The 23,454-nt window shown below is 68.6% G+C and carries 19 protein-coding genes; 11 read left to right on the forward strand and 8 right to left on the reverse strand.

Annotated elements, in window-relative coordinates; all coding sequences use genetic code 11:
* The first annotated feature begins 152 nt into the window (after positions 1-152).
* From ACIBH2_RS20630 to ACIBH2_RS20645, 4 genes are all read left to right on the forward strand, one after another.
* Complete coding sequence (locus ACIBH2_RS20630) at positions 153-1,199, forward strand: 3-oxoacyl-ACP synthase III family protein (RefSeq protein WP_397119636.1); 1,047 nt, start codon at positions 153-155, stop codon at positions 1,197-1,199.
* Positions 1,200-1,203: 4 nt separating this feature from the next.
* A complete protein-coding gene (locus ACIBH2_RS20635; protein ID WP_397119638.1) occupies positions 1,204-2,145 on the forward strand; it encodes a hypothetical protein in 942 nt (313 codons plus the stop codon).
* Between the two features lie 160 nt (positions 2,146-2,305).
* Positions 2,306-4,942 carry a LuxR C-terminal-related transcriptional regulator gene (locus tag ACIBH2_RS20640; protein WP_397119640.1) on the forward strand — a complete coding sequence of 879 codons (2,637 nt, stop codon included), beginning with the start codon at positions 2,306-2,308 and terminating at the stop codon, positions 4,940-4,942.
* A 22-nt stretch (positions 4,943-4,964) separates the two neighbouring features.
* Positions 4,965-6,335: a lipase family protein gene (locus ACIBH2_RS20645; RefSeq protein WP_397119643.1), complete on the forward strand. Its 1,371-nt coding sequence runs from the start codon at positions 4,965-4,967 to the stop codon at positions 6,333-6,335.
* 67 nt (positions 6,336-6,402) lie between these two features.
* Here ACIBH2_RS20645 and ACIBH2_RS20650 read toward each other — a convergent pair whose 3' ends face one another.
* From ACIBH2_RS20650 to panB, 4 genes are all read right to left on the reverse strand, one after another.
* A complete protein-coding gene (locus tag ACIBH2_RS20650) occupies positions 6,403-7,290 on the reverse strand; it encodes a CHAD domain-containing protein (RefSeq protein ID WP_397119646.1) in 888 nt (295 codons plus the stop codon).
* A complete protein-coding gene (gene pip / locus ACIBH2_RS20655; protein WP_397119649.1) occupies positions 7,287-8,243 on the reverse strand; it encodes a prolyl aminopeptidase in 957 nt (318 codons plus the stop codon). The genes ACIBH2_RS20650 and pip overlap by 4 nt, the downstream gene beginning before the upstream one ends.
* Complete coding sequence (locus ACIBH2_RS20660; protein ID WP_397119651.1) at positions 8,243-8,725, reverse strand: hypothetical protein; 483 nt, start codon at positions 8,723-8,725, stop codon at positions 8,243-8,245. The genes pip and ACIBH2_RS20660 overlap by 1 nt, the downstream gene beginning before the upstream one ends.
* Before the next feature lie 153 nt (positions 8,726-8,878).
* Positions 8,879-9,736 carry a 3-methyl-2-oxobutanoate hydroxymethyltransferase gene (gene panB, locus ACIBH2_RS20665; protein WP_397120931.1) on the reverse strand — a complete coding sequence of 286 codons (858 nt, stop codon included), beginning with the start codon at positions 9,734-9,736 and terminating at the stop codon, positions 8,879-8,881.
* Between the two features lie 196 nt (positions 9,737-9,932).
* On the opposite strand from panB, the gene ACIBH2_RS20670 reads away from it, so the two are divergent.
* The 5 genes from ACIBH2_RS20670 (at position 9,933) to ACIBH2_RS20690 (ending at position 17,630) form a co-directional block, all read left to right on the forward strand.
* On the forward strand, positions 9,933-11,459 hold the full coding sequence (locus tag ACIBH2_RS20670; protein ID WP_397119653.1) for an alpha/beta hydrolase: 1,527 nt from the start codon (positions 9,933-9,935) through the stop codon (positions 11,457-11,459).
* Between the two features lie 139 nt (positions 11,460-11,598).
* A complete protein-coding gene (gene glnA / locus ACIBH2_RS20675) occupies positions 11,599-12,939 on the forward strand; it encodes a type I glutamate--ammonia ligase (protein ID WP_397119656.1) in 1,341 nt (446 codons plus the stop codon).
* Positions 12,940-13,041: 102 nt separating this feature from the next.
* The gene (locus ACIBH2_RS20680) at positions 13,042-16,056 is read left to right on the forward strand and encodes a bifunctional [glutamine synthetase] adenylyltransferase/[glutamine synthetase]-adenylyl-L-tyrosine phosphorylase (RefSeq protein WP_397119658.1); all 3,015 of its coding nucleotides are present in this window, start codon (positions 13,042-13,044) and stop codon (positions 16,054-16,056) included.
* Positions 16,057-16,177: 121 nt separating this feature from the next.
* Entirely contained in the window at positions 16,178-17,101 is a 924-nt protein-coding gene (locus ACIBH2_RS20685; protein WP_397119660.1) for a helix-turn-helix domain-containing protein, read from the forward strand.
* 1 nt (position 17,102) lies between these two features.
* Positions 17,103-17,630 carry a dihydrofolate reductase family protein gene (locus ACIBH2_RS20690; RefSeq protein ID WP_397119662.1) on the forward strand — a complete coding sequence of 176 codons (528 nt, stop codon included), beginning with the start codon at positions 17,103-17,105 and terminating at the stop codon, positions 17,628-17,630.
* A 67-nt stretch (positions 17,631-17,697) separates the two neighbouring features.
* Here the strand turns inward: ACIBH2_RS20690 and ACIBH2_RS20695 are convergent, their stop codons facing one another.
* From ACIBH2_RS20695 to ACIBH2_RS20710, 4 genes are all read right to left on the reverse strand, one after another.
* The gene (locus ACIBH2_RS20695) at positions 17,698-18,969 is read right to left on the reverse strand and encodes a hypothetical protein (RefSeq protein WP_397119664.1); all 1,272 of its coding nucleotides are present in this window, start codon (positions 18,967-18,969) and stop codon (positions 17,698-17,700) included.
* A 168-nt stretch (positions 18,970-19,137) separates the two neighbouring features.
* Positions 19,138-19,326, reverse strand: coding sequence for a YegP family protein (locus tag ACIBH2_RS20700; protein WP_397119666.1), 189 nt, complete (start codon positions 19,324-19,326; stop codon positions 19,138-19,140).
* A 110-nt stretch (positions 19,327-19,436) separates the two neighbouring features.
* The gene (locus ACIBH2_RS20705; protein WP_397120933.1) at positions 19,437-20,258 is read right to left on the reverse strand and encodes a class I SAM-dependent methyltransferase; all 822 of its coding nucleotides are present in this window, start codon (positions 20,256-20,258) and stop codon (positions 19,437-19,439) included.
* A 62-nt stretch (positions 20,259-20,320) separates the two neighbouring features.
* Positions 20,321-20,653 carry a glyoxalase superfamily protein gene (locus ACIBH2_RS20710; RefSeq protein WP_397119668.1) on the reverse strand — a complete coding sequence of 111 codons (333 nt, stop codon included), beginning with the start codon at positions 20,651-20,653 and terminating at the stop codon, positions 20,321-20,323.
* A 196-nt stretch (positions 20,654-20,849) separates the two neighbouring features.
* Here ACIBH2_RS20710 and ACIBH2_RS20715 point away from each other — a divergent pair, with 196 nt between their 5' ends.
* Positions 20,850-21,866: an endonuclease/exonuclease/phosphatase family protein gene (locus ACIBH2_RS20715; RefSeq protein WP_397119670.1), complete on the forward strand. Its 1,017-nt coding sequence runs from the start codon at positions 20,850-20,852 to the stop codon at positions 21,864-21,866.
* A gap of 143 nt (positions 21,867-22,009) precedes the next feature.
* Positions 22,010-23,446: a metallopeptidase gene (locus ACIBH2_RS20720; RefSeq protein WP_397119672.1), complete on the forward strand. Its 1,437-nt coding sequence runs from the start codon at positions 22,010-22,012 to the stop codon at positions 23,444-23,446.
* Positions 23,447-23,454: the final 8 nt, after the last annotated feature.

The raw sequence follows: 23,454 nt of genomic DNA on the forward strand, positions 1-23,454 counted from the left end.
TGAGGCAGGTGGCTACCGGTGGGTACTGGTACCGTTCGAATCGGCATCGGGGCTACTGGATAACGACGGCGGCTTCGGATAGTGATCCGAATGCGAATCGCCGCACCAGAATTCGACCGAACTCGCTACACCATTCCAGAGAGTAGGGGGCTATGCGTACCCGTTTCGAATCGCTCGGCGCGTACACACCCAGCACCGTCCGCTCCACCGAGGACGTGATCGCCAGTCTATCCGTGCCCAGGGCATTGGATCTGGAGCGTATTACCGGAATCAAGAACCGGCGTGTGCACAATGCCGATCCGGAGAATTACGAATCCTCGTTCGAGTTGGCGCTGCGGGCGATCGACGACTGCCTCGCGCACTCCGACTACACGGCCGCGGACCTCGATGTGATCATCAATGTCTCCATCACGCGCTTCCGCGGAACCGAATATTTCTGCTATGCACCGGCTTTCGCGCTCATGCTGCGCAATGCCATCGGCGCGGACCGGGCGCTGCACTTCGACCTGTCCAATGCCTGCGCGGGCATGGTCACCGGCGTGCTGCTGCTGGACCGCATGATCAAGGCCGGGGTGGTGCGCAATGGCCTGGTCGTCAGCGGCGAGCAGATCACGCCCATCGCGCAGACCGCGGCCCGGGAGATCAGTCAGCCCTACGATCCGCAGTTCGCGGCGCTCACCGTGGGCGACGCGGCGGTGGCGGTGGTGGTGGACGGGCGCGGCGACGACCACGACGAAATCCACTACATCGAGCTCATGACCACCTCGGCGGGGGCCGAACACTGCCTGGGCATGCCGAGTGAGAAGACCACCGGTATCGCCATGTACACCGACAATCGCGCACTCGCCAGCGAATCCCGCTTCCAGCAGGGCATCAGCCGGATGGACGATTTCCTGAAGGAGACCGGAAGAACCTGGGAGAGCGAGAAATACGACTACTGGATTCACCACCAGTTCAGCGGTCCGGCCATCGAGTACATGAGCCAGCTCACCGAACGGCACTTCGACACCCCGATGCCGCAGGCGCTCAATATCTACGACGAATTCGGCAATACCGCGTCGACCTCGCATTTCCTGGTACTGCACGAACACCTCGCGCGGCAGCGGATTCCCAAGGGTTCCAAGGTGCTGCTGGTGCCGGAGGCGTCCGGGGTGGTCTCCGGACAACTCGCCGCGACCATCACCCGATTGGAGGCGTGAACCCATGAGCACGGCGATTGTCGCGGCGGCGGTGTGCACCGACGCCGATACCGCGAGCTACTTCGAACTGGCCACCCGCGCCGGACGGTCCTGTCTGGAACAGGCGGGGGTCTCGCCCGACCGGATCGGCCTGGTGATCAATGCCGGGGTGTTCCGGGACTTCAATATCTCCGAACCCGCTGTGGCGGCGCTGATTCAGAAGCGGCTCGAGGTGGGGCTGGAGTACGCCACCGGGAGGGTGCCCGCGTTCTCTTTCGACCTCATGAACGGCGGCACGGGGGTGGTGCACGCGCTCATGGCGGCGCGGTGTTTCCTGGCCCCGGGCGAGGTGGAGTACGCGATCGTGGTGGCGGGGGATACGCATCCGTCGCTGGAGCGCGACCGCGAGGACTTTCCGTACGCCGCGACGGGCGCGGCCCTACTGCTGCGATCCGACGGTGCGGCAGGGGGATTCGGCCCGCCGCACACCGTCGAGCGCATGGATTCCGTCCCGCCGTCGGCCTGGGTGAATCTGGAGGCGGCCGGAACCGGTGGGCGCAACGCCATCTCGGTGAGCGGAGGGTTCGGGGATCCGCTCGGCGCGGCCGAACGGGTGGTGCGGGAGTGTCTCGCCGAGGAGGGGATCGACAGCGGCGACTTCGCCACCGGCGCGGCGGTATTGCTCGCGCCCGCACCGATTCCCGGCTTCCGGGAGCGTCTGGCGTACCGGCTCGGCGTGCCGTCGGCGGCCGTAGCCGGGGTCGATCCGGCGGTGGGTGACCCTTACAGCGCCGCGCCGATCCACGCGTACGTGAGCGCGCGATCCTCGGGTCTGCTCGACGAGGCCCGCACGGTCGTCTTCCTGGGGGTCGACGACAGCTCGGCCGCCTGCCTGGCCTACCGCCCCCAACCCCTCACCACCTCGGGTACCGCCGTCGAGATGCATGCCAATCACCTTGGCGGGTAACCTCATTCATGCACCCGGCTGAATTCGGCCGCCATTCGGCGGCCTCCGCTGCAACGATGCCGCTCCAGCACACAGCTCGCCGTGCCATCCCCGGTCGGGCGCATCCGATCGATGAAGGGACCGGAGTATGCAGCGGACGGCCAAGCGAGACCGGAAACATATGTCGGTAGTCGGCGAACCGCGCACGCGAGCGCGTCGACCGGACGACGATTACGACGCCGTGGCGGAACTGCTGGGAACCGACCCCGCGCGGGTGCGCATCGCCCGCGCGGTGGCGGTACTCGGCCCCGCCGCCACGGCGGACCGGGTGCGGGCCATCCTCGGTACCGCCGAGACGACCGGCGCCGACCCTGCCGCCACTGTGGGCCACGCGGGAGCGGTCGGCGGCACCACGAGCACCTCTACGCCACCGGTGTACGCCCAGGTCGGTACAGGGGCACCTGAGACGGCGGACAGCGGTCGCCAAGCGTGCACCCTCGCCGAAATAGCCAGTGCCATAGCGGAGTTCGAGTCCACGGGTCTGTTCGACGACTCTCTCCGCGCCGACCCCGCGGTCGCCGCGCGCCTCCTGGGCGACCTGCCGGATACCGAGCGGCGAGACCTGCACCGACGCGCGGCGCACACCTTGCACGGCGACGGTTTCCCACCCGCCGTCATCGCACCCCATCTCGTCGCGGCCGGAGACGCCAGCCCCTCCTGGGCGACGCGTACCCTCCTCACGGCCGCCGACGACGCGATCGCCGAGGACCAATTGGCTTGGGCGGGAAAATATTTCGAACTCGCCTACCGCGGCACCGCCCGAGCCCGCGACCGCGCGACGATCGCCACCCGCCTCGTCGCCGTCGACTGGCGCGCCAACCCCTCCAGCCGAACCAGAAACTTCGGCCGCTTGAAAGCAGCGGTCAATGCCGGTCTGGTCGCACCATCCGAACTCCCGGCGGCAGCGCTGTACCTGCTGTGGCACGGCTGCGCTCAACACGCGGACCGGGCCCTGAGCCGTCTGGACCGGGAGACGAAGACGGTGAGTCGCGCGGGCGGCCCGAACCCGGGTGTCGGCGGCGGCGCGAGTGCTTCGAACCGGCACGGAGTGAGCACCGCGACTCCGCTCGAAGCGCGCCGAGACGAGCCGAGTGCGCCCGCCGTGCCGCACGGGGCCGCCCACGCCGGTGCGGCCGGTTCGCATCCGCGTGATGTGGAAGAGGGGAGCTCCGCCGCGCGCAACGGTGGCGTGGCGGCCGCCCGCGGCACGCGCGAGAACGGTGCCGCGCCAGTCTCGGACCGGCGCGCAGTTCCGTTCTCTGAGCAATCGCACGAGGACAGGCCGGGTGCGTCTTCCGGCGCGCGTGAGAGCGTCCGCGGTGGTGCGACTGCTCCGCGCTCGCAGGGGAGCGAGATCGTGTTCCGGCCGCACCAGGCCGGGGTCTCGGCGGGCGGGCTGAATTCGCGGAGCGACGATGTCGACGGGCTGGTTGGGTTTCTGTGTGCCTGGTTGCGGTACACGCATCCGACCCACGTGGAGCGGCATCGGGGGCTGTTCACTCGACGGGTGGGGCTCGAAGGGGAGGGGGAGTCGCCGCATTGGCGGGCCGGTGGACTGCTCGGGGCGCTGTTGACGCAGCGGCCGTCGGAGGAGATCGGGGCGGCGGCGCAGCGGTTGTTGGCGGCGCATCGGCTGTCGTTGACGACCGTGGAGCCCCTGGTCGCGGCGGTGGACTGTTTGATTCACACGGACCGTCTGGATTCGGCGGAGGCGTGGTGCACATCGCTGTTGGCGGAGGCGCAGGCGCGGCACGCGCCGACGTGGCGGTCGATCTTCGCGGCCGCGCGGGCGGAGACGCTGTTGCGCAAAGGAAATCTGGGGGAGGCCGCCGAGAACGCCGTACTCGCCTTGAATTCGGTGCCCGCCGACCATCTCGGGGTGTGGGTGGGACGGCCGATCGCGGTACTGGTGCGCGCCCTGACCATGCAGGGCAAACACGCGGAAGCCGCCGCGCAGCTGCGACGGCCAGTGCCCCGCGCCCTGTTCGATTCCCGCTTCGCACTGGGCTATTCGACCGCCTACGGTGAACACTGCCTGGCCACCGGGCGGCCCGACGAGGCGCTGCGCTACTTCCGCCAGTGCGGAAACCTCATGCGACAGTGGGGAATGGACTACGCGTGGCTCGAGCCGTGGCGCAACCATGTGGCGACCGCGTACCTCTCCGGGGGCCGGGCGCGCGAGGCGCGCGCCTTCGCGAGTATGCATCTGGACCTCATCGGCGGCGCGGAAGGCCATCGCAGCGGCGGAGTTTCACTGCGGCTGCTCGCGGCCACCAGCGATCCGCACCGTCGCGTGAGTCTGCTGCGCCGATCGGTCGCGGCGGCCCGCGCCGGGGACAGCGACCTGGAATTGGCTGCCGCACAAGGCGATCTGGGTCGCGCCTACCGCGCCATCGGCGACGCCGATCGCGCCCGGCCACTGCTGCGCGACGCCATCCGCCTCGCCGAGCAGTGCGACGCGCAACTACTGCTGCGGCGACTACGCGGTGACCGCACCCCGCCGGAGACCCTGCCGATTCCCCGGGTTCGCCCGGCCCCCACCGCCTTCGAGACACTCAGCCCGGCCGAACGCCGCGTCGCCGAACTCGCCGCCCTCGGCCAGCGCAATCGCGATATCGCCGCCGCCCTCGCCATCACCACCAGCACGGTGGAACAACACCTCACCAAGGTGTATCGCAAGCTTTCGGTCGCCCGCCGCGGTGAACTGCGGTTCGTCCTGGCCGCATACGTGGAGTCCACTCGATCCGCCGTGAGTTGACAACCGTTCGAAAGGGGTCGGCATGAGCGTGCACACCGTCGGTGAACCGCGAGCGGTCACCGAGATCGAACCGAGCGAACCGCCACTGCCCGAGGACGATCCGTTCTACCGGGCGCCGCGCGGCCTGCGCCGCCGCGCACCGGGAACGCTACTGCGTTCGCGGCCGGTCGAAGTGGCGCTGCTGGGCGTCATACCGCAGCGAATCTCCGCCTGGCAGCTGCTGTTTCGCAGCAGCGATATGCACGGCCACGCGGAGGCGACCGTCACCACCCTCCTGCTGCCGTGGGACGCCGACCCCACCGAACCGCGACCGGTGGTGTCCTACCAATGCGCCATCGACGCCGTCGCCTCGTGCTGCCTGCCCTCCTACGCGTTCCGACGCGGCGCACGAGCCTGGGGCTCGATCCCGCAGTTCGAACTGATCCTCATAGCGCACGCGCTGACCCGAGGCTGGGCGATATCGGTCCCCGACCACGTCGGCACCGCCGGACGTTTCGGCACACCACGCGAACCCGGGTACCGCACCCTCGACGGCCTGCGCGCCACCCTGGACTTCCTCGGCCGCCCACCCGACACCCCGGTGGCGCTGTGGGGCTACTCCGGCGGCGGCCTGGCCACCATCTGGGCGGCCGAGACCGCCGCCGCCTACGCCCCCGAACTGCGCATCCTCGCCGCGGCCGCCGGGTCCCCGGTCGGCGATCTGGAGACCACCTTCTACCGGCTCAACGGCTCCAGCTTCGGCGGGCTGGCGGCGCTGTGCCTGGCCGGATTGCGCCGCGCGTATCCGGACCTGGACCGCAGCCTCGCCGAGCACCTCGATGCCGCGTCCCTGGCACTGTTGGATCGCGCCGGTACCAGCACCACCATTCCGATAGTGCTGCGCGGCAGCAGATCTCGGGTGGACGATCTGGAGGGCGGCGCACTCGCCGCCCTGCGGGAACACCCGGACGTGCGGGCGGTGCTCACCGATATCCAACCCGGCGCGCACCCGCCGAGCTTCCCGGTGCTCACCGTCCAAGCGGTCCACGACCTGATCATCCCGGTACGCAATGTCGATCGACTGGTCGCGCGCTACCGCGCCGCCGGAACCCACGTCCGCTACCTGCGCGACCGGCTCGGCGGCCACGTCACCCTCGGCCTGCTCGCCGCACCGCTGCTGGAGAACTGGCTCGCCGACCGCTTCGCCGATCGACCGCTACCGGCCGGGGAGACGAAAACCGTGCTATCCCTGGCCTTCTCGCCACACGCCGCGCGCGGGTATCTGGGCCTGGTACGAACCCTGCTCCACGCCGTCACGCGGAGCCCGATCACCTCGACATCCGAGCGATCGCGGGAAACCGAGTCCGTGACCGCCGTGCCCGTACTACCGACCAGCGCGGCCGACCGGCGCTGACCGCGGCCGGAAATCGGGAATTCACGGGGCCGCGCTGAGGGAAGCCGCTCTGCCCGAGCCGCAGTCACTATCCGAGGCTCTCGTGCACGAATGCCGTTGCCGCCGGGTACTGTTCGAGCATTTTCCGCGCGGCGGCGGCCTCGTCCTCACACAGGATCCGCCAGGCGGGGTCGTCGCTGTCCCCGGCACGCTCCCGTATCGCCGCCTCGGCCTCCACCGCATCGCGATGATCACCGAGCACCGACTGGAGGCTTTTGGCATGGCGCGACAGTGATTTCGCCGCATCGTGCAGGGTCGGCTCGGCGGCATCCGCGGCGTACCGCAGCCGTTTGGCGGCCTTGCGAATCTCGTGCAGATGCGCCACCCGCTGTGCATCGAGCATGGTCGGCTCGATCCGCACCAGACGACGCACACGGTGGAGGTCCTTGCGCAGCACCTTGTCACAGAGCTTGGCCGCGGGCTGCTCGGCACGGTCCGGGCGCAGCGACGGATCGTCGAGCAGGACGCGCAGTCGATCGACGAGGGCGCGATAGCGGGGGCTGTCGAGGGCTCGCAGAATCTGCGCGTGCGCCCGCGCGTAGGTCTCGCGCTCCGCCGTCACCAGCCGACCCCGCAGGTCGAGGCCCGGGGTGGCGGTGCCGGGAGATTCCCCGGACACCAGCTCGGGATGCTCGTCCAACAGCGCCTCGAACCGCGCGGCCCGGACCTCGGCATCGCGAGCGACCCCGAGTAGCCCTGCCAGCCAACGCAATTCGCCGCGCAGTACATCGATGGGCGGACGCTCGAAGAGACGGCGGTAGGAGCGCAGCACACTGCGCAAGCGCCGCGTCGCCACCCGCATCTGGTGCACGGAGTCCGGAAGGTCTTGGCGTACTTCGGGTTCGGCGGACAGCAGCCGATCCACATCGGCGGCGAAGGCGGCGATGAGGGCGGGACCGGCCGCTGTCGGCGTCATGACCGGAACTTGTCCGTGGCCTCCACCAAATGGTGGGTGATACCGGGCTCGGAGGCGGCATGACCGGCGTCGTGCACCATGTGCAGCTCCGAATTCGCCCATGCCTCATGCAGATCCCACGCGCTCACCGCCGGGCACACCACATCGTGACGCCCCTGCACGATGACGCCGGGGATATGCGCTATGCGGTCGATATCGCGCAACAGCCGTCCCTCGCCGAGGAATCCGCCGTTCATGAAGTAGTGGTTCTCGATCCGCGCGAAGGCCAGCGCGAACCGGGGATCGGCGGACTCCATGACCCGATCGGGCTGCGGCAGTAGCGAACTCGTCGCGCCCTCCCAGGTCGACCAGGCGATGGCCGCCGCCGAGGCGACCTGTTCGTCCTCGGAGTGCAACAGCCGGTGATACACCGCCACCAGATCACTGTCGCGCTCCTCGACGGGTACCGGTGCGAGGAACTTCGCCCATTCATCCGGATAGAGGTATCCGGCCGCGCCGTTGTAGTACCAGTCGATCTCCTTGCGCCGCAGCAGGAATACGCCGCGCAGCACGAGTTCCGTCACCCGCTCGGGGTGGGTCTGCGAATACGCCAGGGCGAGTGTGGAGCCCCACGATCCGCCGAACACCTGCCACCTGTCGATACCGAGATGCTCGCGCAGCGCCTCGATATCGGCGACCAGATGCCAGGTCGTATTCGTCTCCAGCGTCGCGCCATCGGCGATATGCGGGGTGGACCGCCCACACCCGCGCTGATCGAACAGCACGATGCGGTAGGCGAGGGGATCGAAGAACTGTCGGTGGAACGGCGCGGTACCGCCACCGGGTCCACCGTGCAGGAACACCACCGGCTTACCGGCGGGATTCCCGCTCTCCTCCCAGTAGATCCGCTGGCCGTCGCCGACGTCCAACATGCCGCTGCCGTGCGGTTCGATCGCCGGGTACAGGCCGCGCATCAGAAGGCCAATCCCGATGCCAGATCCTGGAGTTCGAGCGCCTGGATGGCCTGGGTGTGCACATCCGGGCACTGCGCGATCATGACGCGGTCCACTACGTTCTTGTCACCGAGCACCTGGACATTGATACCGCCATTGCGCAGCGCCCACTCGTGAACGGTGCCATTCAGTGAAATCTTGCCCAAGGTGGGACCCTGCACCCGCCAATCCGACAGCTGCGGCTGAATCAGTTCGCACAGCTGCTTGGCCGCCTCGTCGGTGACGGTGACCTGCGCGCCCGAGGTGGTCGGCGCGCCCGAGGCCGAGCCGGTGGTCTTGGGCGCGGAGGTGGAGGTCTGCGGTGCGGAGGATCCCGCGGGCTGCCCCGATCCGGTGGTCGTACCGCCGCCGCAGCCCGCGGTCAGCGCGAGGGCCGCCACCCCGGTCACCAGCAGCGCCGCGCGCCGGGTGTGAAGCTTGCTCGTCCAACGGCCTCGCGACATGTGTTCCCTTTGATCGATCCGATTCATCGAAATCGAGTCTGCCATCGTTTTTCGACTCGCGGCCAGGGAAGTCGCGGGCACCACGCTGGGCGATAGCCGTTCGCTATGCCGATGGGGGTGTGGGCGGTCGGAGATGCCGACCGCCCGGTGCGGTCAGAAGCTGTGTTCCGGACCCGGGAACACCCCGCGCCGCACCTCGTCGGCGTAAGTGGCTGCGGCGGTGCGCAGTTCGTCGCCGATACTGCCGAAGCGCTTCACGAACTTGGCGGTCTTGCCACTGGTGTAGCCCGCCATGTCCTGCCAGACCAGCACCTGTGCGTCGCAATCCGCACCGGCGCCGATGCCGACGGTCGGAATGGTCAGCTTGCGGGTGACCTGACCGGCCAGCTCCGCGGGCACCATCTCCATGACCACGGAGAACGCGCCCGCCTCCTGGACGGCGATGGCGTCGGCGATGAGCTGCTCGGCCCCGTCGCCGCGACCCTGCACCCGGAAACCGCCCAGGGTGTTGACGCTCTGCGGGGTGAAGCCGATATGCGCCATGACCGGGATCCCCGCGGCGGTGATCTTGGCGATGTGCTCGGCCACCCGCTCGCCGCCCTCCAGCTTCACCGCGTGCGCGCCGCCTTCCTTCATGAAGCGAACGGCGGTGGCGAGCGCCTGGTCGGGGGAGGACTCGTAGGTGCCGAACGGCAGATCCGCCACCACCAGGGCATGCGGTGCGCCGCGCACCACGCCGCGCACCAGCGGGATGAGCTCGTCGATGGTGATGGGCACGGTGGTGTCGTAGCCGTACACCACATTGGCGGCCGAGTCGCCGACCAACAGCACCGGGATTCCGGCCTCTTCGAACAGTCGAGCCGAGGAGTAGTCGTAGGCGGTGAGCATGGCCCAGCGCTCACCGGACTGCTTCATCTGCTGCAGGTGATGCACTCGCGTCTTCCGCTTGGCGGGAGTCTTCGGTGCTTCGGCAGAACCGTAGGCAGGGGTTTCCGCATCGGATACGGACATCATCGTCCCTCTTTCGTCGTCCTCGAGGCCCATACGGGTCCCCGGGTTGTCGTGACCAATTCAGTCTGCCACCCGAGAACGGCGGCTCGGGAATGTAATTCCTCACATCGGACGGTTGCCGAATCGACGCCGGGGGTGCGCGTTCTCCCCCTGGGGGTGGCAGACCGGGTGTTCGCGGGATGCGAGGATCTCGGGCATGGGGTTCAAGCGATCCGGTCGGGCATTGGTCCTGGCGGCGGCAATGGCATTGGTGGCGACAGCCTGCGGGACCGAACTGGTGGAAGGGAATCCGACGGAACCGTCACCGGCCGGGTTGGACAAGTACTACAGCCAGACCCTGAGTTGGGGCAGCTGCGACGATTTCACCGAGGACGAGATGCCCGCGGGCGCGGAGTGCGCCTACGTCAGCGTGCCCGTCGACTACGAGAAGCCGGACGGCGAGACCGCCAAGATCGCCATCTCGCGCGTGCAGGCCACCGGCGACAAGATCGGCTCGCTGCTGTTCAACCCCGGCGGCCCCGGCGTCTCCGGCCTGTCCATGAACTCCGTCGGCGACGAGACCGAACTCGCCCAGCGCTTCGATCGCATCGGCTTCGACCCGCGTGGCGTGGGCGGCTCCACGCCGAACATCACCTGCCTGACCCCGTCCGAGGCCGATGCCGAGCGCGCCGAACCGCCACTGGACAACGATCCCGCCGGTATCGCCGCGCAGGAGGCCGACAACAAGGACTACGCGGCCAAGTGCGTCGAGCGCACCGGCAAGGACTTCCTCGCCCATGTGGGCACCCGTGAGGTCGTCCAGGACATGGACGTCATTCGCGCCGCCCTCGGTGACCCGAAGCTGAGCTATGTCGGCTACTCCTACGGCACCCGCCTCGGCTACGCCTACGCCGAGAAGTTCCCGGACCGGGTGCGCGCGCTGGTGCTCGACGGCGCGCTGAACCCCTCGCAGGATCCGGTGAAGGAATCGGTGCTGCAGGCCGCCAGCTTCCAGAAGGCCTTCGATTCCTACGCCGCCGACTGCGCCACCAAGACCGACTGCCCGCTCGGCACCGATACCGCACAGTCGGTGCAGCGCTTCCGCGACCTGGTCGCCCCGCTGTGGACCACCCCGGCCAAGACCGAGGACCCGCGCGGCCTGCACTACGGCGACGCCATCACCGGTGTACAGCAGACGCTGTACTCCAACCGCTTCTGGCCCGCGCTGACCAAGGGCCTCAACGAACTGAAGGAGGGCCGCGGCGACACCCTGCTGGCCCTGGCCGATCTCTACGACGGCCGCCGCGAGGACGGCACCTACGACAACACCGCCGACGCCTTCAATGCCATTCGCTGCGTGGACGATCCGCGCGTCGACGACCGCGCCATCGCCGCCAAACAGGACACCGAATACCGCAAGGTCGCTCCCTTCCTCGACGACGGCCGCGGCACCGGAGCCGCGCCGCTGGAGCTGTGCGCCATCTGGCCGGTGCCCAATACCTCGGAGCCGCACGAGATCTCGATCCCGGGCCTGCCCAAGACCGTGGTCATCTCGACCACCGAGGATCCGGCCACGCCGTACCAGGCGGGCGTGGACCTGGCCAAGCAGCTGGGCGCCGCGCTCATCAGCTACAACGGCACCCGCCACACCGTGTCGCTGTCGGGCGTGTCGGAGTGCGTGGACGAGCCCGTCATCAAGTACCTGGTGGACCTGACCCCGCCCACCGACGGCCTCACCTGCTGAAGTCCCGCCCACGGCGTTGCTTTCGGCCGGAATCCGCTGCCAGGGTTCCGGCCGAAAATCTGTCGGTCCGAGTGAGAGGCACGCAACCCGCACCTCTCATGTAACACAGATTTAACTCCGACTGCCTACGCTCGCGAGCATGGATCGCCAGAAGGAATTCGTGCTGCGGACGCTCGAAGAGCGGGATATCCGCTTCGTACGGCTCTGGTTCACCGACGTCCTGGGCTATCTCAAGTCGGTGGCGATCGCTCCCGCCGAGCTCGAGGGCGCATTCGAGGAGGGCATCGGCTTCGACGGCTCGGCCATCGAAGGGTTTGCCCGCGTCTCCGAGGCCGATATGGTGGCCAAGCCCGACCCCTCGACCTTCCAGGTGCTGCCGTGGTCGACCTCCAAGGGCCACCAGCACTCCGCGCGCATGTTCTGCGATATCGCCATGCCCGACGGTTCGCCGTCCTGGGCCGATCCGCGCCACGTGCTGCGGCGGCAGCTGAACAAGGCCGGGGATATGGGCTTCAGCTGCTACGTGCACCCGGAGATCGAGTTCTTCCTGCTCAAGCCCGGCCCGCACGACGGCTCCATGCCGACCCCGGCCGACAATGGCGGCTTCTTCGATCAGGCCGTGCACGATGAGGCCCCGAACTTCCGCCGCCACGCCATCGACGCGCTGGAATCCATGGGCATCTCCGTGGAGTTCTCGCACCACGAGGGCGCGCCCGGCCAGCAGGAGATCGACCTGCGCTACGCCGACGCGCTGTCCATGGCCGACAACGTCATGACCTTCCGCTACCTGATCAAGGAAGTGGCCATCGACGAGGGCGTGCGGGCCACCTTCATGCCCAAGCCCTTCGCCGAGCACCCGGGTTCGGCCATGCACACCCACATGTCGCTGTTCGAGGGTGAGCAGAACGCCTTCGCCGACCCGGACGACCCGGACAACCTGTCGAGCACCGCGCGGGCGTTCATCGCGGGCATTCTCGAGCACGCGCACGAGATCTCGGCGATCACCAACCAGTGGGTGAACTCCTACAAGCGTCTGATCCACGGCGGCGAGGCCCCGACCGCCGCGTCGTGGGGCCGGTCCAATCGCTCGGCGCTGGTGCGCGTGCCGATGTACACCCCGAACAAGTCGGCCTCGCGCCGCGTCGAGATCCGCAGCCCCGACAGCGCCTCCAACCCGTACCTGACCTTCGCGGTGCTGCTGGCCGCCGGTCTGCGCGGTATCGAGAAGGGCTACACGCTGCCGCCCGAGGCCGAGGACGACGTGTGGTCGCTGACCTCGGCCGAGCGGCGCGCCATGGGCTTCCGCGAACTGCCCGCCAGCCTGGACGAGGCGCTCAAGAACATGGAGAAGTCGGAGTTGGTGGCCGAGGCGCTCGGCGAGCACGTGTTCGACTTCTTCCTGCGCAACAAGCGCCGCGAGTGGGCGGGGTACCGCGCGCAGGTGACGCCGTACGAGCTGAAGGAATACCTGGGGCTGTAGGGCCTGAACGATTTTCGCGCTGGCGGAAACCTCGAGGCAGTGACAGGTAAACGAGCGGGGTTCGTTACAACACATACCCCGCCTGACAGGTAATTTGGGAGCATGGTCCGGCCACCGACTGCCCGTTCCGCGGTCCCCAGCGTCGGACGGCTCGGTTTGCTCGAGCCGTCGGCCGCCGCCTCACTTCGAGAGCTGGCGTGGGACAACGTCGAGAGCGTTCCCCTGCTGTGGGCGCTGTCGCGTTCCCCCGATGCCGACCTGGCGCTGCTGACCCTCATCCGGCTGCGTGAGCAACTCGGAAACGACTGGGCCGCACTGGATTCCGCCCTGCGCACCGATACCTCGCTGCGCGGGCGGCTGTTCGCGTTGATCGGCTCGTCGAGCGCGTTCGCCGATCACCTGGTGGCCGATCCGGCGGCCTGGCGGCTGCTGCGCCGTCGCGAGCTGCCCGCCCGCGAGGAAATGCTGGCGGATCTGCTCGACGCCGTGGGGGCCGAGCCGGAGGACGGACCGCACGCCGGGCCCATGATGTTCCGCGCCAAGGTCTCCGGGCCGGAGGCGGTGGCGTTGCTGCGCAAGCGGTATCGCGATCAGCTCATGCTGTTGGCGGCGGTGGACCTGGCCGCCACCGTGGAGAATGAACCGGTACTGCCGTACCAGCAGGTGGGGTGGCATCTCACCGATCTGGCCGACGCCGCCCTGACCGCCGCGCTGTCGGTGGCGGTGGCGCGGGTCTGCGCCGAGCGCCCGGTGCCGGGTCGGCTCGCCGTGATCGCCATGGGCAAATGCGGTGCGCGCGAACTGAATTACGTCTCCGACGTGGACGTGGTGTTCGTCGCCGAACCGGCCGACACCACGGCCACGCGGCTGGCCGCCGAGACCATGAGCGTGGGCGGGGCGGCCTTCTTCGAGGTCGACGCGGCGCTGCGGCCGGAGGGCAAGGCGGGGGCGCTGGTACGCAGCCTGGAATCGCATATCGCCTACTACAAGCGCTGGGCGCGCACCTGGGAATTCCAGGCGCTGCTCAAAATGCGGCCCGCCACAGGCGATCTCGAACTCGGCGAGCAGTACCGCGAGGCGCTCATGCCCATGGTGTGGAGCGCCTCGGAGCGCACCGACTTCGTCGCCGACGTGCAGGCCATGCGGCGGCGCGTCGAGGACCTGGTCCCCGCCGACCTGCGCGAGCGGGAGCTCAAACTCGGGCACGGTTCGCTGCGCGATGTCGAATTCGCCGTCCAGCTCCTGCAATTGGTGCACGGCAAGGCCGACGAGTCGCTGCACACCCAGGGCACGGTGGAGTCGCTGACGGCGCTGGCCGCCGGTGGCTACGTCGGGCGCGACGACGCCGCCAACCTCACCGCCTCCTACGAATTCCTGCGCCTGCTCGAACACCGCCTGCAGTTGCAGCGGCTCAAGCGCACCCACACCCTGCCCGCCCCCGAGGACGAGGAGGGCATGCGCTGGCTGGCGCGCGCCGCGCATATGCGCCCCGACGGCCGCCAGGACGCGGTCGGTGTGCTGATCAGCGAGATCAAGCGCAATGCCATGCGGGTGCGGCGGCTGCACGCCAAACTGTTCTACCGGCCGCTGCTGGAATCGGTTGCGCGCCTTGATGCCGCGGCTCTGCGGCTGAGCCCGGAGGCGGCCGTCCGCCAGCTGGCGGCCCTGGGGTACGCGGCCCCGGAGAACGCGCTCGGCCATCTCAAGGCGCTCACCGGCGAGGTGGGGCGCAAGGGCCGCATTCAGGCGCTGCTGCTGCCGACGCTGCTCGAATGGCTCGGGGACACACCGAATCCCGACGCCGGGCTGCTCGCCTACCGGCGCGTCTCCGAGGGGCTCGACAACGAGATCTGGTTCCTGCGCGAACTGCGCGACGAGGGAGCCATCGCGCAGCGGCTCATGCTGGTGCTGGGGTCCTCGGCATACCTGCCGGATCTGCTCATCAATGCCCCCGAGACCATTCGCATGTACGCCGACGGGCCGGACGGGCCGCTGCTGCTGGCCACCAAGGCCACCGATGTGACGCGCGGAATCCTTTCCGGCGCGGCACGTTACGACGATCCCAAGCGCGCGGTGGCCACGGCGCGCTCACTGCGCCGTCACGAGCTCGCCCGCGTCGCCTCGGCCGATGTGCTCGGCATGCTCGATGTGCCGAAGGTGTGCAAGGCGCTGTCGTCGGTGTGGATCGCCACCCTCGAGGCGTCGCTGCAAGCGGTGATCCGCGCCAGCGAAGCCGAACTCGGCAAACCCGCGCCCGCCGATATCGCCGTGATCGGCATGGGTCGCCTCGGCGGCATGGAGCTGGGCTACGGTTCCGACGCCGATGTGCTGTTCGTCTGCGATCCGCGCCCCGGCGCCGACGAGACGGTCGCGGTGAAGTGGTCGATCAGCATCGCCGAACAGGTGCAGCGGCTGTTGGGCGCGCCCAGTACCGACCCGCCGCTGCAGGTCGATGCCGGGCTGCGACCCGAGGGCCGCAATGGCGCGCTGGTGCGCACGCTGGCCGCCTACGCCGCGTACTACGGGCAGTGGGCGCAGTCGTGGGAGGTGCAGGCGCTGCTGCGCGCGCGTTTCGTCGCGGGCGATCCGGAGCTGGGCAAGCGGTTCCTGCACACCGTCGACCCGATCCGCTACCTCGACGGCGGCATGTCCCCGGAGGGCGTGCGCGAGATCCGCCGCATCAAGGCCCGCGTCGACGCCGAACGCCTGCCCCGCGGCGCGAATCCGGCCACCCACACCAAGCTCGGCCGCGGCGGCCTCGCCGATATCGAGTGGACCGTGCAGCTGCTGCAACTCCAGCACGCCCACGAGGTCCCCGAGCTGCACAACACCTCCACCCTGCAAGCCCTCGACGCCATCGAACGCGCCGAACTCATCGACCCCGCCGACGCCGAACTGCTCCGCGACGCCTGGCTCACCGCCACCAAGGCCCGCAATGCCCTGGTCCTGGTGCGCGGCAAACCCGCCGACCAACTCCCCGGCCCCGGCCGCCTGCTCTCCGCGGTGGCCAAGGTGGCCGGGTGGCCCAACGACGACGGCAGCGAGTTCCTGGACCACTACATGCGCGTGACACGCCGGGCGAAGACGGTGGTCGAACGGGTCTTCGGCGGGGAGTGAACTCCAGCGCCTGGCCGGTGTCGGCTAGGCGGGCGGGTCTCGCGGCGTGACGGGATGACACGGCGTGGAGTGAGCAATATCGGTCAAGCGGCCGGTGGGGGCGGCTTGGCAGACTCTTCCTGTGCCCAAGAACGGACGGGATCGCCTGCGGGAATTGCTCGACGCGGTGCTGCGCGAGGAGAACACGACGCTCGGTGACATGGCGGCGGGGGCTTACGCGTCGCCTTTTCATTTCGCTCGGCAGTTCTCGCGCGGGACGGGAGAGTCGCCGGTCGCGTTGCGGCGGCGGGTGCTGCTGGAGCGCGCGGCGTGGGAGTTGTCGACCGGCGGGTCGGTGACCGATGTGGCGTTCGCGGCGGGGTACGACTCGGTGGAGGGTTTCAGCCGGGCGTTCAGCAAGGCGTTCGGGCATCCGCCGAGCGCCACCACCGGGGAGAAGCGGCGGCGCTGGCTGCCCGCGGCCAATGGGATCCACTTCCATCCGCCCATGTCGCTGTGGGTGCAGCACGAGCCGAAAGGACGCAACGATATGGATCCGACCACCCTGCTGCTGCACCACGATATCGACGACACGCGTGAATTGCTCACCGCCGCAGGAGAACTCACCGAGGAACAGTTCCATCGCCCGCGACTGCCGGGGCACCTGGTCGAGGAGTACCGGGGCCCGGAGGAATCGATCGCCACGATACTGGCCCACCTCGTCGAGTCCAAGGAGGTGTGGCTCGCCGCCATCGACGGCGAGGATATGCCCGACACGACTCGAAACGCCTTGCCGGACTTGGTGAAACGCCACGAGCAGGTAGCGGTGCGCTGGCTCGACACGGTGCGCGAGATCGACCTGCGCGGCGGTTGGGGCGACACGCTCATCGACGCGCTCTGTGACCCGCCGGAGAGTTTCGTCCTCGGCAGCGTGATCGCCCATGTCCTCGGCTACTCGGCACATCGCAGATACCTGGTGCGGCATTGGTTGCGCACCGAAATCTCCGCCACCGCAACCGTTCTCGGTTCTGGTGACCCCATCGAATGGCTACGAAGAAGAGGTTGAGATGACTTTCCGAACCGTGTACTACACCGCCACCAGCCTCGACGGCTTCATCGCCACCGCGGACCACTCCCTGGACTGGCTGCTGACCCGCGAGTCCGACGCCGACGGACCGATGGGCTACAACACGTTCTTCACGAATATCGGCGCGATCGCCATGGGCGCGAGCACCTACCAGTGGGTTCTGGAGCACGACGAGGGGTGGGCGTACCCCATGCCCGCCTGGGTCTTCACCCACCGCGAGTTCCCCGAGTTCCCGGACCGCGACGTCCGCGTGACCTCCGACCCCGCCGACGTGGTGCACAAGCACATGGTGGAAGCCGCTGGCGGCAAGGACATCTGGATAGTCGGCGGCGGCGACCTCGCCGGACAGTTCGCCGACCACGGCCTCCTCGACGAGGTCATCGTCTCCATCGCACCGGTAACCCTCGGCTCCGGCGCGCCTCTGCTCCCACGCCCCCTCGAACTCAAAACCGAAGAGGTAGCCCCCAACGGCGAATTCGCCTGCATCCGGTACACCGTGGTGCGCTGACCACGAGGGGGAACCGGTGGCGGCATCGCCCGAGTAGGCTCCGCCACCAGTTCCCCCTGAACAGGTGTCAGCTCGGTGTGGATGTATCCGGCTGGGCGGCGGGGATTTCCGCGCCGATGACAGGTTGGGTGTGTGGGGGCGGGGAGCCGAGGAGTTCGTGTTCGCGGTTCCAGACGAGCCATTCGGGGGAGGTGCGGTCGGCGTCGGGATCGCCGCCGCGCGCCGCCATGGGCGGGTACATGCCCGGGTAGAAGCTGCCGTTGCGGCGGCTCGTGGGCTCGGAAGTCCCTGGGGCGGTGGAGGTTTTGGTATCCGGTGCGCTGGGGATGCTGCGGCCCGGGTCACCCGGGTTGGGTGTGCCGCCGGGGGAGTGGGGCAGGCCCATCGGTGTTCCGGCTTTGGGTGACGCGGGAGTGGAGGGACCGTCGAGGGTGGCGGGCCTTGTCGATGGATTCGGCTCCGTGGTCGATGTGGAGTTCGGTGAAACATCGGCGGAGGTCGCGGGCACATCCGCTGCGGAGGCGGCAGCATCGTCGACGCCGCGTGAATAACCCTCGGCTACAGGCGATCTCGGCGATTGGGACTCGATCGCGGCAATCGAATCGGCTACTGGTTCGGTCGTGCTGACGGGACCGATCGCGCTCAGCCGCCGCACCGCGTCCATTCCCACGTCGCCGCCCGCACCGACAGGAACCGGGCCGTCGTTCGCCCCCGGAAGCTCGGCGGGCACAAAGGCGGGGACCCCACTCCCGGCGGGCGGATACGTGGGCACATAATTCGCCTCGAGCGCGGCGACGGCCAGCCGGTGCTGCTCCTCCTTGTAGACGTCGAAGCCGTCGTCGCCAGGCCCACCCGTCAGCGCGGACAAGAACGCCGTCGTCGTCGCGCCCATCGTCTCCACGTCCGAAACAGGCGGCGGCGGAACCGATCTCTTGACCGCCTCGGCCCCGTACGCGGCAGTCCTGATCCGATCGCCCGCCCCGCGCAGCACCTCTTCGATATCCGTGGCCCGCCGCACGAAGCGCCGCGCCGCCAGATCGGCCGCCGACCCCATCCGCCCCGACATTCCTTCACTCAAGGTGGCCTGCACCGTCATATGCAGCGCGCTCACCGCCCCGCCCACACTATTGGCGATGCGCACCCACTGATCGGAATACTCGTGCAGCGCGGCGGGATTCATCTCCCGCACGCGCTCGAAGATCTCCTCGTGCGGCAGCGTCGCGAAATCCTCCAGCCGCGAGATGTAATCCGGATCGACGCTGTCGTGCGATATCCGCCGCCGCTCCCGCTCCGCGATCCGCAGCCCGCGCCGCGTCGCCCTGCCGCTCTCCGGCTCCATGCGCCCTGCCTCCGGTCACTGGGTTCACTGAATTCGGACGCACGGCAGCGGAGCCAGGTTCCCATGCCGGTGTGGCGTTCGGTGATTCGCTCCGAGGCGCGGACTGGACCGGAGGTCGGCGTGCGCGAACCCCCGCCGCCCACCCGGGCGGCGTGGGGTTCCGCGAGGTCAGGAGGCTTCGGTCAGATCGACGACGGGGGCACTCGCCGCATTGGACTGCACCGAGGAGATGCCCTTCTTCGCGGCATCCTTACTGCCATATCCCTGACTCTGCGCCACGATCTCGCCATTGCCCGCCTTGAGCCGCCAGCGGAATTTATCGGCGGCATCGGAGTAGATCTCGAATTTCCCGGTCATGACTGCCTCGTTTCTGTTGCTCAGAAATGGCTGTGATATTCGGGAAATGCCCACTCGACGGAAAACAAACCGAGTGGCAGGGCGCCGATTCCGCGCCGTCAACGCTCACATCAGGGCTTGCGGGCCTGCAAGGTGTAGCTGAGCGGAAGACGTTCGCGGTGTTCGGTCAGTCGCCACTCGCCATCGTCGTCGCGCGCCATCCGACCCGGCAGGGCCTCCCAGGGCGCGCTGTCGTGCTCGGTCAAGCCGGTGATAGTCAGACCGGTTTCGATGAGCGCCTGGACGATCTCGCCCAAGCCGTGATTCCACTCCTGGGTGCTCGGGTGATCGATGGTGCCGTCGACGTCCACATAGGTGCCGCCGGTGAACTCCATCGGCTTCTCGGTCTCGAAATACGGGTAGCCGATGACCAGGCGATCGGTCTGCTCCTCGTCGACCGACCACAGCACCGGATGGCCCTCGCGCAGGAACAACTGCCCGCCCGGGCGGAGCAGATCGGCGACGGTCTGCGCCCAGCGCTGAATGCTCGGCAGCCAGCACAGCGCCCCGATACCGGTGAACACCAGATCGAACTGTTGCTTCCCGAGCACCGAAACCGCGTCGTAGACATCGGATTCCACGAAATCGACGGCGGTGCCGACCTGTTCGGCCAGCAGGCGAGCCTGCACCAGCGAGGCGGGCGAGAAGTCGAGGCCGGTCATGGTAGCCCCGAGCCGGGCCAGCGAAATGGTGTCGGTGCCGATATGGCATTGCAGGTGAACGCCGCGCAGGCCGCGAATATCGCCCAGGAGCGGCACATCGAAGCGCACCACATCGCTGATGTAGGACCTGTCCGATCGGAATCGCTCCATCGCGTAGTCGGTCGACGCCGCGTGCAACGGTGCCCGGTCATCCCAGTTCGCGCGATTCAGCTTTCGGTAGTCCACGTCCATCGACTCTGCCACACCGCGTACACCGTCCGCCGCAGGTTTTGTGCGACGGCCGGTGCGACCGGTCAGTCGACCGGGGTGCCGATGCGCAGCCGGTTCCCGTCCGGATCGCGCAATTCGATCTCCCGCGCCCACGGCGCGTCCTCCGGCGTGACACCGAATTCGGCCGCCACCGCGTCGACGTCGCGCACCGACAGGTACACCAGCGTGTCGGGCCGCGCGTCGCCGGTGTGCTCGGAGAGGAACAACCGCATATCCCCCCGCGCCACCTCGACGAAGGCCGGTAGCCCGGGCTCGAACCGGTGCTCCCACCGCTGTTCGAACCCGAGCCGCTCGTACCACCGAACGGCCGCCGCGGCATCGGCGACCCGCAGAATTGGAACGACCTCCTCGCGCATGCGCCCCATCCTCGCACCACCCACCGACAGCGTCCGGATCGCACACCGACGCCGAGGCGGGTGTTCGAGGCGGCCCGGTAGGGTGATCGCCGAGAGGGTGGAGGTAGAGCGTGTCTCGAATATCGACGCGGGGTCGGATGTTCGCCGGTTCAACATCGAGCGGTGGTCGGGGACCGGTGGCTCGGGAAGGACGAGTGTGACTGCGGCACAAGCGCCTTCGGACGAAACCACCGTCATCGAGCGACCGACCGTCGCCGACCCGCGGCCACCGAGCTCGCTGCGCCGCTGGACCCAGCGCACGCTGTGGAGCCTCGGCTGGTTGGCCCTGATCATCGGATGCACCGGTGTAGCACTGCATTACACCGCGTGGGAGCGCCGCGAGATCGTCCTGGCCGCCTCCTTCGCCCCGTACTTCATGGTCGGATCGGTCATCGCCCTGGTGCTGCTGCTCATCGTCCGAGGATGGCGCAGTGCGGTGGTGGCCTGCGGAGCCGTCATCGCCGCCGCGGCCACCCAGCTCACCCTCTTCGTCCCCGACGGATCCGCCACCTTCGACGTGGAGATCCCCGTCATGCAGTCGAACCTGTTGTTCGGCAAGGCGAATGCCGACACGGTGGTACAGGCGGTCCGCGACAATCGGATCGATCTGCTGACCCTCGAGGAGCTCACCCCGGAGGTCATGCGACGGCTCGAGGCGGCCGGGCTCGACGCGGAACTGCCCTACCGGGTCGTCGCACCGGCGGGTGGCGGCGCGGGCGGCGGCATCTACAGCCGCTACCCGCTCGCGGACGGCGTCACGCTCACCGGGTTCAGCATGAGCAATGTGCGCGCCACCATGATGCATCCACGGCGCGGCCCCATCACGGTCTTCCAATTCCACCCCATGCCACCGAATCTCGACTTCACCGCCTGGTCCCAGGAGCTGCGCCGCATTCGCGAGCTGCTCGAAGCCACCTCGGGCCCGGCCATTGTCGGCGCGGACTTCAACGCCACCTTCGACCACTACGCCTACCGGCAACTCCTGACCGGACGATTCAGCGACGCCGCCGAACTGTCCGGGGCGGGCCGCCTGGTGTCCTGGCCCCAGCGACCGGGCGTCCCGATCATCGGCATCGACCGCGTCCTCGTCGCCGACGGACAGGCCGAAGGTATTCGCTCCCTGATCATTCCGGACTCCGACCACCGCGCCGTCATCGCCCGACTGCGCCTGTGAGCGCGCGCTCGCGCCGTTCGTGATCGCGCCTTCGCGCAATATCACCGCGCAATATCACCGCGCGAGCGCCCCGGCCGAGGGATCATTGAATTCTCGCCGTCCCGTTCGGGATTGGCGACCCCGGAGCGTCGGGGAGGCGACATATGAGGACAGCGCGCGTACGGGCGGGCCTGGCCGCCGCCCTGCTCGTATTCGTCACGGCCGTCACCGGATGCGACGCCGTGCGCGATACCGCCGAAGGACTGATGCGCGGCACCGAGAATCCCTTCGATATCAATGGATCCACCTCCTCGACCGGCCCGAACGGACCGCGCCCCGGCGTACCGGACGCACCGCTCACCGCGGCCAACGGCGACGGCGGCCCCCTGGACACCCTGGCGCTCAACGCCATGTCCGATCTCGAGGAGTTCTGGAGTACCGAGTACGGCGCGAACTTCCCGGGCGACTTCGCCCCGGCGAACGGCTATCTCTCCTGGGACGCCTCCGCCCCGCGCGCCGCCTCCCCGGACTTCTGCGGCGAGAGCACCTTCGAGCTGGTCAACGCCGCCTACTGCGGCCGCGACCACTGGATCGGCTGGGACCGCGGTGTCCTGCTGCCGGAACTCGAGCAGAAGTTCGGGCCCATGGCCATCGTCATGGTGCTCGCCCACGAATACGGCCACGCGGTGCAGAGCCAAGCCCAGACCACGGGAGCGCTCACCTCGACGCTGGTCGAGGAACAACAGGCCGACTGCCTGGCGGGTGTGTTCCTTCGCCATGTGGCGGAAGGCAATTCACCACACTTCACGCTCAACACCACCGACGGTCTCAATGGCGTCCTGGGCGCGACCATCGCCGTGCGCGACCAACTGCCCGGTCTGACACCCTATGAGCACGGGTCGGCCTTCGAGCGCGTGACGGCCGTCCAGATCGGCTACACCGATGGCACGCCGGGCTGTAAGAAGATCTCCCGCAGTGAGATTCAGCAGCGGCGCGGCACCCTGCCCACCACCTTCGAATTCGGTGACCTGTTCGCGCAGCTGGCCGTCGACACCGATTCGCTGAACCTCATGACGCAGGTCCTCGCCCGAACGTTCCCGGTGAGTCGGCCGCCGACCTACGACTACGGCGGTGTCACCGTCGGCTGCCCCGAAGTGGCCACCACCCAACCGGTTTCGTACTGTCCGAGCTCCAACACCATCGGCAGCGATGTGCCCGCGCTGGCCGAGCGCGCCCGCGCCGAGGACGACGGGCTGCTCTCCTCGGTGGTGGCCGGTGACTACAACGCCTTCGTGGTCTTCGTCTCCCGCTACATGCTGGCCCTGCAACAGGATCGGCAGCTCTCGCTCACCGGTGCGGAGACCGCGGGCCTGCGCACCGCCTGCCTGTCGGGGGCGTTCACCACGAAGCTCAGCGAACCCGGTGCGACCGTGCGCCTGTCCGCCGACGATCTCGACGAAGCCGTATCCGGTTTGCTGTCGGACGGTATGGCGGCAAGTGACGTCGACGGCAAAACCGTCTCCAGCGGCTATCTGCGCCTGGAGGCCTTCCGTACCGGCGTTCTCGACGGCGAGGCGGCCTGCCTGCGCACCTACGAATGATCCGCCCG

Origin of the sequence: Nocardia sp. NPDC050406 (assembly GCF_044459025.1) — a bacterium.
Taxonomy (GTDB): domain Bacteria; phylum Actinomycetota; class Actinomycetes; order Mycobacteriales; family Mycobacteriaceae; genus Nocardia.

Bases quoted from the DNA above. Each gene is read 5' to 3' on its own strand.
- ACIBH2_RS20710 (WP_397119668.1), bottom strand. From the start codon at position 20,653: ATGCGCGAGGAGGTCGTTCCAATTCTGCGGGTCGCCGATGCCGCGGCG.
- ACIBH2_RS20720 (WP_397119672.1), top strand. From the start codon at position 22,010: ATGAGGACAGCGCGCGTACGGGCGGGCCTGGCCGCCGCCCTGCTCGTA.
- ACIBH2_RS20630 (WP_397119636.1), top strand. From the start codon at position 153: ATGCGTACCCGTTTCGAATCGCTCGGCGCGTACACACCCAGCACCGTC.
- pip (WP_397119649.1), bottom strand. From the start codon at position 8,243: ATGCGCGGCCTGTACCCGGCGATCGAACCGCACGGCAGCGGCATGTTG.
- ACIBH2_RS20635 (WP_397119638.1), top strand. From the start codon at position 1,204: ATGAGCACGGCGATTGTCGCGGCGGCGGTGTGCACCGACGCCGATACC.
- ACIBH2_RS20695 (WP_397119664.1), bottom strand. From the start codon at position 18,969: ATGGAGCCGGAGAGCGGCAGGGCGACGCGGCGCGGGCTGCGGATCGCG.
- ACIBH2_RS20650 (WP_397119646.1), bottom strand. From the start codon at position 7,290: ATGACGCCGACAGCGGCCGGTCCCGCCCTCATCGCCGCCTTCGCCGCC.
- ACIBH2_RS20670 (WP_397119653.1), top strand. From the start codon at position 9,933: ATGGGGTTCAAGCGATCCGGTCGGGCATTGGTCCTGGCGGCGGCAATG.
- panB (WP_397120931.1), bottom strand. From the start codon at position 9,736: ATGTCCGTATCCGATGCGGAAACCCCTGCCTACGGTTCTGCCGAAGCA.
- ACIBH2_RS20705 (WP_397120933.1), bottom strand. From the start codon at position 20,258: ATGGACGTGGACTACCGAAAGCTGAATCGCGCGAACTGGGATGACCGG.
- glnA (WP_397119656.1), top strand. From the start codon at position 11,599: ATGGATCGCCAGAAGGAATTCGTGCTGCGGACGCTCGAAGAGCGGGAT.
- ACIBH2_RS20700 (WP_397119666.1), bottom strand. From the start codon at position 19,326: ATGACCGGGAAATTCGAGATCTACTCCGATGCCGCCGATAAATTCCGC.
- ACIBH2_RS20645 (WP_397119643.1), top strand. From the start codon at position 4,965: ATGAGCGTGCACACCGTCGGTGAACCGCGAGCGGTCACCGAGATCGAA.
- ACIBH2_RS20690 (WP_397119662.1), top strand. From the start codon at position 17,103: ATGACTTTCCGAACCGTGTACTACACCGCCACCAGCCTCGACGGCTTC.
- ACIBH2_RS20680 (WP_397119658.1), top strand. From the start codon at position 13,042: ATGGTCCGGCCACCGACTGCCCGTTCCGCGGTCCCCAGCGTCGGACGG.
- ACIBH2_RS20660 (WP_397119651.1), bottom strand. From the start codon at position 8,725: ATGTCGCGAGGCCGTTGGACGAGCAAGCTTCACACCCGGCGCGCGGCG.
- ACIBH2_RS20640 (WP_397119640.1), top strand. From the start codon at position 2,306: ATGTCGGTAGTCGGCGAACCGCGCACGCGAGCGCGTCGACCGGACGAC.